At 68.6% G+C, this 7,445-nt stretch carries 4 protein-coding genes and 1 pseudogene; 2 read left to right on the forward strand and 3 right to left on the reverse strand.

The annotated features are described in order from the left end of the window. Positions 1-127: 127 nt before the first annotated feature. Positions 128-1,588 carry a M20 family metallopeptidase gene (locus tag U5A57_RS26665; protein WP_321914621.1) on the forward strand — a complete coding sequence of 487 codons (1,461 nt, stop codon included), beginning with the start codon at positions 128-130 and terminating at the stop codon, positions 1,586-1,588. Positions 1,589-1,592: 4 nt separating this feature from the next. Here U5A57_RS26665 and U5A57_RS26670 read toward each other — a convergent pair whose 3' ends face one another. Together U5A57_RS26670 and U5A57_RS26675 are read right to left on the reverse strand one after the other, a co-directional pair. Further along, positions 1,593-2,078, reverse strand: a complete 486-nt coding sequence (locus tag U5A57_RS26670; protein WP_321914622.1) for a Cd(II)/Pb(II)-responsive transcriptional regulator — start codon at positions 2,076-2,078, stop codon at positions 1,593-1,595. A gap of 37 nt (positions 2,079-2,115) precedes the next feature. After that, complete coding sequence (locus U5A57_RS26675; protein ID WP_321914638.1) at positions 2,116-2,406, reverse strand: hypothetical protein; 291 nt, start codon at positions 2,404-2,406, stop codon at positions 2,116-2,118. Positions 2,407-2,487: 81 nt separating this feature from the next. Between U5A57_RS26675 and U5A57_RS26680 the strand changes: the two genes are divergently transcribed. Next, entirely contained in the window at positions 2,488-4,689 is a 2,202-nt protein-coding gene (locus tag U5A57_RS26680; RefSeq protein ID WP_415774665.1) for a heavy metal translocating P-type ATPase, read from the forward strand. 33 nt (positions 4,690-4,722) lie between these two features. On the opposite strand, the pseudogene U5A57_RS26685 reads toward U5A57_RS26680, so the two are convergent. After that, positions 4,723-7,445: pseudogene (locus tag U5A57_RS26685) on the reverse strand (ATP-dependent DNA helicase); the annotation flags it as partial.

A 7,445-nucleotide genomic window follows, 5' to 3' on the forward strand; every position in this document is an offset into this window, starting at 1 on the left:
TTGTCGCGCGGATTGGACCTAAGCGCACGCCATGCCTTGACCGAATGGCCAACACTGGTTGCAAGGGGTGTCGGCGGGCGGGGGTTCGGGTCTATCATCGGGTTTTTCATTGCTGGGAACCCACACCATGATCTCCGACCCGTCCGAGGCAACCCGCCAACTCGACCACGACGAATTGCGCGCCTTCGTAGAACGTAAATGGCATAACGAGATCGTGCCCGCGTTGACCGACTACATCGCGGTGCCCGCCAAGAGCCCGGCGTTCGACCCGCAGTGGGCGCAGCACGGCTATCTCGAGCGCGTCGTGCAGGAGGCGGCGAAGTGGGCGGAGCAGCAGCCGGTGCGTGGCCTGAAGCTGGAGATCGTGCGCCTGCCGGGTCGCACGCCGGTGATTTTCTTCGAGGCGCCCGCCACGCGCTCGGGCAGCAGCGAGACGGTCGTGCTCTACGGCCACCTCGACAAACAGCCGGAATTCGCCGGCTGGCGCAACGACCTCGGCCCCTGGACACCGAAGCTCGAAGACGGCCGCCTCTATGGCCGCGGCGGTGCTGACGACGGCTACGCGATCTACGCGAGCGTCACGGCGCTCGCCGCGCTCGACGCGCAAGGCGTGGAGCGTCCGCGCTGCGTGGGTCTTATCGAGACCTGCGAGGAGTCGGGCAGCTACGACCTGTTGCCCTATGTCGATGCGCTGCGCGATCGGCTCGGCGATGTCGGCCTCGTCGTTTGTCTCGATTCGGGCGCGGGCAACTACGATCAGCTATGGCTCACCACGTCGCTGCGCGGGCTCGTGTCGGGCGACCTCGAAGTCGAAGTGCTCGAGGAGGGCATTCACTCGGGCTCTTACGGCGGCATTGCGCCTTCCAGCTTCCGCGTGATGCGGCAACTCTTCGAGCGTCTCGAAGATGCCGCGAGCGGCACGTTGCTGCCCAAAGGCTTCCATTGCGCGATCCCTTCGCAGCGCTTGAGCGAAGCCGAGGCTACGGCGAAGATCCTGGGCGAAAGTGTCTGGAAGACCATGCCTTGGGCGTGCGGCCAGGACGGCCGGCGCGTGCTGCCTACCACCACGGACCCGCAGCAGGCGCTGCTCGATTCCACGTGGCGGCCCTCGCTTTCGGTCACGGGCGCGGCAGGTCTGCCCGCACTCGCCGACGCTGGCAACGTGCTGCGGCCGCGCACGGCGTTCAAGCTCTCGCTGCGTTTGCCTCCGCTCATCGAGGCGTCCAAGGCTGTGGCCGAACTGAAGGCGTTACTCGAACTCGATCCGCCGTATAACGCAAAGGTCACCTTCAAGCCCGACGCGGGCGCGGCCAACGGCTGGAGCGCGCCGGAACTCGCCCCGTGGCTTACCGAAGCGCTCAACGGCGCCTCTCGCACCCATTTCGGCGCGGACTGCGCGTATCTCGGCCAGGGCGGCACGATTCCGCTCATGAACGTGCTGCAAGCAGGGTTTCCCAAGTCGCAGTTCATGGTGTGCGGCGTACTCGGTCCGAAGTCCAACGCGCACGGGCCGAACGAGTTCCTGCATGTGCCTTACGCGAAGAAGCTCACGGCCACGGTGGCCGAAGTGATCGCCGCGGCACCTTGAGTCTTTAATGGCGGTGAAGAGAGGGCGCGCGGTCGGCAGGCGGTGCGCCTTCTGTAGCATGCCCGTCGCCATGGCATGAGCAGCTCTCGTCGTCCATGGGCTGCTCGAGACTCTTCATTATCCCGCACTCGGCGCTGCTGCTTTGATGAGCATGGCAGCTCTCGCGCAGCGTGCGCAATTGCTGCTCGAGTACGCGCATCGATTCGATTTGCTGATGAATGCGCTCGATCTGGCTGTCGATCAACTCGTTGACTTCGTCGCACGGCTGGCTCGGGTCGGCCTGAAAGCGACGCAACATGCGGATGTCCGAGAGCCCGATGCCCAGTGACCGGCAATGGCGGATGAAGTTGAGTTGCGCGGCGTGCACGGCCGTGTAGCTGCGGTATCCGTTGGTTTCACGCGCGGGCTCGTCCAGCAGGCCTTCGCGCTCGTAAAAGCGCACTGTTTCGACGTCGCAGTGCGCACAGCGCGCCAGTTCACCAATTCGCATGGTCGCGGCTCTCCCAAATGACTTGACCCTGTAGCGGCTACAGGCTGTTCAATGATTGTGTCACTTTTGGGAGAAACCGGCTATGAACCAGAGCTACTTGTCGCAGCCCGGCATTGCGCAGCGCCTGCGCGCGCGTGATGAGGAACGGGCTGCGGGCGGCGCTCACGGGAATGGCGGCGTGGCGGCCGTGTGCGGCGGCCACGAGCACAAGCACGACCACGGCCTGGATCAAGGGCACGACCATGATCACGGCCATGACCATGGCGAAGAGCGCAAGCACAAGCACGACCACGGCGAGGCGCATCAGCACGGCCAGGCCTGCTGCCATGACAGCGCGCCGCGACAAAGCCCCCGCCGTACAGCCCCGGCGCCCGAAGGCACGCGCCGCGCGCGCTGGCGTATCGAAAACATGGATTGCCCGACCGAGGAGCGCCTGATCCGCAACCGGCTCGAGCCGATGCCGGGTGTCGTGCGCCTCGACTTCGACCTGCTCGCGCGCGAACTGACCGTGCATCACCAACTCGACGATACGCAGCCTGTCGTCGCCGCGCTGCGCGCCCTCGACATGGCGCCGCGCGAACTCGGCGAGACCGCTTCCGCGCAAGCTGCCCCGCCTGCGTCGCTTGGCCTTGCGCTGCGTCAGAAGTTGTTGCTGGCGGTGAGCGGCGTGGCAGCCGCAGGCGCTGAGGTGCTCGCCTGGAGCACCGGCAAGGAGACCAGCCTGCTCGTACTCGCCTGCGCGGTCATCTCCATCCTCTGCGCGGGTTTGCCCACGCTGCGCAAGGGCTGGATCGCGCTGCGCAATTTCACGATCAACATCTACTTCCTGATGTCGCTTGCCTTGATCGGCGCCGTTGCGATCGGCAAATGGCCCGAAGCGGCGATGGTCGTTTTCCTGTTCGCCCTCGCGGAGGAAATCGAGGCGCTTTCGCTCGAACGCGCCCGTCAGGCCATCCGCGCGCTCACCGCGCTTGCGCCCGAAACCGCCGAGGTCTGGCAAGCCGGCGACGACGCATCCGGGCAAGGCGAATGGCGCGAGTACGCAGTGGGTGACGTGGCTGTCGGCAGCCGCATTCGCGTGCGTACCGGCCAGCGCGTGCCGCTCGACGCGCGCGTGGCCGCCGGCCGCGCCGCGCTCGATCAGGCGCCGATCACGGGCGAGAGCCTGCCGGTCGACAAGGAAACCGGCGCGGCGCTCTACGCGGGCAGTATCGTCGTCGATGGCGTGGTCGAGGCGGTCGTCACCGCGGCTGCGCAGGACAGCACGCTCGCGCGCATCGCCGCGGCAGTGCAGGAGGCGCAGGCGCAACGCGCGCCCACGCAGCGTTTCGTCGACCAGTTCGCGCGCTATTACACGCCGGCCGTGGTCGTGCTCGCCGTGGTCATCGCACTTGCCGGGCCGCTCGTGTTCGGCGGCGCGTGGAGCGCGTGGTTCTACAAGGCGCTCGTGCTGCTCGTGATTGCCTGCCCGTGCGCGCTCGTCGTCTCGACGCCGGTGACGGTCGTGAGCGGCCTCGCCGCCGCCGCGCGCCACGGCATGCTCGTGAAGGGCGGCGTGTGGCTCGAACGCGGCCGGTTGCTCAAAGCCGTCGCGCTCGACAAGACCGGCACCCTCACGCGCGGCGAGCCTGTCCTGACCGATGCGCTGGCGGCGCCGGTCCGGGCGCCGGTCACCGCAGAGACGTCCGGCGAAGCTCAGCTTTCTACCGAAGAAGCGCTGCGCATCGCTGCGAGCCTGGACGATGCGAGCACGCACCCGGTCGCGCGTGCGGTGGTCGAAGGCTGGCGGGCACGTCAGCCGGATGCGCGCCTGCTCACGGTCGATCAGTTCGCGGTGCTAAACGGTCGCGGCGTGCAGGGCCGCATCGACGACACGCTCTGGAGCCTCGGCAATCACCGTCTGGTGGAAGAGCTTGGTTTGTGCTCGCCCGAACTCGAAGCGCAACTGGCAACGCTCGAGCAGGCCGGCAAGACGGCGATCGTGCTGTGCGCGCCGCAGGAGGCGGTTGCCGTGTTCGCCGTGGCCGACGCACTGCGTACAGAAAGCGCCCCGGCCGTGCAGGCCTTGCGCCAGCTTGGCGTGACGCCCGTCATGCTGACCGGCGACAACGCGTCGACCGCGCGTGCGATTGCCGATCAGCTCGGCATTGACGACGCGCGCGGCAATCTGCTGCCGCAGGACAAGCAGGACGCGATCGCCGCGCTCTCGCAACAGTACGGCATGGCGGCGATGGTCGGCGACGGCGTGAACGATGCGCCCGCGCTCGCGCGCGCCGACATCGGCTTTGCGATGGGCGCGGCTGGCACCGCGACTGCGCTCGAAACCGCCGACGTCGCGATCATGGACGACGATCCGCGCAAGATCGCGGCGTTCATCGGCCTTTCGCGCAAGACCGCGGCCGTGCTCACGCAGAACATCACGCTCGCGCTCGGCATCAAGGCGGTGTTTCTCGTGCTCGCGATGGCAGGCGAAGCCACGCTCTGGATGGCCGTGTTCGCCGACGTGGGCGCGAGTCTCCTCGTCGTTGCGAACGGACTGCGCGTGCGCCGGCATTTCGACGCCACGCGCAACGTGGCGAAGCCTGCCGCATCGACGGTGCAACGCAACTAACTGCCGATCCCGCCCGCGCCTGCCCGGCGCGCCTCACCAAGGCCTGGCGAGGCGCGCGCGAAGTTCGGTGCGCGTGCTCTCGTCGAACTCGCCGAGAAAGCCAAAGCGGCCAGCAATCAGGGTCGCGGCCGGCACGCCGTCGCGGAACACGATGCGGTTGCCGGCGAGCGCCGGCACCTTCTCGCCGGGCAGCACCGTGCCGAGGAGATTGAGCGGATCGGCGGCGCTCACGCAGACGAGCGCGCCGCCTTCTTTTTGCGTCGGTCCGCGCCGCCGCACGTCGCGCAGCAGCGCCACGGCTTCAGGCAGCGCGAACTGTTCGCCCGAAATCCCGGTGACGAAGCGGCCGCCACGCACCTCGCCGCGCGCCTCCATGCGATGCAACACGCGCAGCAAGTCGCGCCAGGGCGGCAGCCACGCTGCCTCGCGTCCGAGCAGATGCCAGCTGACCACGCCATAGCGGCGCAGCAGCACATTGGCGACGTGCTCCAGTAGTTCCGGTGCGGCGGGTGAGCGGCGTGACGGGCTGGCGCCCGTTTGCCTTGCGCGCGCAAGCGCCTGCGATCGCGAACCGGCTACGACGCGCGCATCCAACGCAGTCGGTTCCGCCATGGCGAGCGCCTGCGTATCGTCCGTCTCCACCAGGGGCTCAGTCGATGCATCGGTCGCACTGCCCAACTGAACGCGCCGCAACGTCGCCCAGCGCCCCGCGTCGGCCATGCCGCCCGCGAGCGGGCCGAAGCCGCGCGGCCGACGTCTGCCGTGATGCGCGCTGCGCTGCGCCGCTGGTTTCACGAGCGCGCGCAGTCCCGCAAAGCTGTCCGCATTCACAAGACCAGCCGCCACCAGTTCGCCAAGCGCGTTTTCCAGTTCGACGCCGAGCAGATGCGCGTCGGCGGCGAGTTCGTCGAAGAACATCGCGCCGTGGCGCAGCAGCGCCTCGTACACACGCTGCGCGCGCGCCGACAGTCCCGCAGTGTCGGGCGCTTCGACGAGCGCCATCCAGCGCGTGAGTTCGCGACGTGCGAGCAGCACGACCGGCGTGCTGCGCACGGTCGATGCGGACGCCGCGCGCGCGGGCAGCCTGGCCCAGGCGAGACGCCCCGAGCGGCATAGCTCGTCGAGCAGCATGGGCGTGTAATCGTCGATGCGCGCCGGCAGGATTTCGTCTTCCCACGCGAGCGCCGAGGCTTCCCAGCCTTCGAGCTGATCGAGCACGGCGGCCAGCGCGTCGCGGCCCGAGCCGCGCGTACCGGGCGCCACGCGTTGCCATTCGAACAGGAAGCGCATGAAATCGTGCCGCTCGACCGGCTCGATTTCGCGCCGGAGCTTGCGTACCGTGTAGCGATGGATGCGCGCAAGCAGATGGCGCTCGCACCATTCCTCGTGACCGCCGCTCATGGCTTGCTGCGTGAAGCGTCCGCGCATGACGGTGCCTTCGGCTTCGAGGCGCGTGAGCGCGAGCGCCGCTACGCTCGCCTCCAGCGCGAGCGGCCGCGCGACCTGCGCGACCGTAAGCGGCCCGAAGCCCGACAGGCGCGCGCGCACGATCTCGACGAGCGCAGCGTCTTCGGTCCACGTATCCGCGTATTCAGGCGGCGGCGTGAGCGGCGGCTCGCAATGCGCCTGGGGATAAATGGCTTGCACGCACGCGAGCCGCTCGATGCCCACCCACAACGCGTCGTGTTCCGCGACCGGCAGCCGCGTGGCGCGGCCCGCCGCCGCCAGGTCGGCGAGCCATGCGAGCCACTGCGGTGCCTGCTGCGCTTCGCTCTCAGTCAGCGTGCCGAGGCTCGTGAGGGCGTCGTGCATTTCGTCGGCGTCGCGCACTTGCGGCCAGGCTTCTTCGCGCACGCTCGCAATGGCTTCGGGGTCCAGCGCGCCAAGATCGTCGGTGGATTCGGGGTCGCTCCAGCGGCGCGACAGCACCGCCTGCGTGCGGCGCTCCTCGATCGGTGCGTCGTCAAGGAACGCATAGGGGCGCGCGGTGAGGATCTCGGCCGCGAGCGGCGAGGGCGCGGGCAACTCGCGCACCACGAGCTTCACCTCGCTCGCCTCGATGCGGCGCAGGAGGGCGAGCCATGCTTCGGTATCCATAGCATCGTGCAGGCAGTCGTCGAGCGTCTGGTCCACGAGCGGATGACGCGGCACTTCGCGCTCGCCCGCGATGTTCTCGACGCACGCCACCTGGTCGGGGAAGACGGCGGCGAGCAGGTCTTCGCTGCGCATGCGCTGGATCTGCGGCGGCGTCTTGCGGCCGCTGGTCTGGCGCGGCAGCGCGAGCGAGGTGGTCGCATTCCAGCGCCAGCGCACGCCGAAGAGCGGCGCGTCGAGCAGCGCCTGCACGAGCAGATGCTCCGCGGAATTCGAATGGAGGTAGCGCCACACCTCGTCCAGCGCGAAGCTGTGCGCGCCGGTGAGCGAAAGGATGATGGCGTCTTCGGTCGCGGCGGCCTGCAGTTCGAAGTTGAACTGGCGGCAAAAACGCTTGCGCAGTGCGAGGCCCCACGCGCGATTGAGGCGGCTGCCGAACGGCGTGTGGATCACGAGCTGGGTGCCGCCCGCCTCGTCGAAGAAGCGCTCCATGACGAGTGTGTCCTGCGTGGGAAGTACCGTGAGCGCCGCCCGGGCGCGCGCGAGATATTCGACGATCTGGCGCGCCGCTGCGTCGTCGATCTCGAGCGATGCGGCGAGCGCAGCCGTGGCGCGATCGACTATGGCGGACGACGCGGCATCGCCTGCCGCATGCGCGCTGG

This window comes from Paraburkholderia sp. J11-2 (assembly GCF_905220185.1).
Lineage (GTDB): Bacteria > Pseudomonadota > Gammaproteobacteria > Burkholderiales > Burkholderiaceae > Paraburkholderia.

Bases quoted from the DNA above. Each gene is read 5' to 3' on its own strand.
- U5A57_RS26680 (WP_415774665.1), top strand. From the start codon at position 2,488: ATGGATTGCCCGACCGAGGAGCGCCTGATCCGCAACCGGCTCGAGCCG.
- U5A57_RS26675 (WP_321914638.1), bottom strand. From the start codon at position 2,406: ATGGCAGCAGGCCTGGCCGTGCTGATGCGCCTCGCCGTGGTCGTGCTT.
- U5A57_RS26670 (WP_321914622.1), bottom strand. From the start codon at position 2,078: ATGCGAATTGGTGAACTGGCGCGCTGTGCGCACTGCGACGTCGAAACA.
- U5A57_RS26665 (WP_321914621.1), top strand. From the start codon at position 128: ATGATCTCCGACCCGTCCGAGGCAACCCGCCAACTCGACCACGACGAA.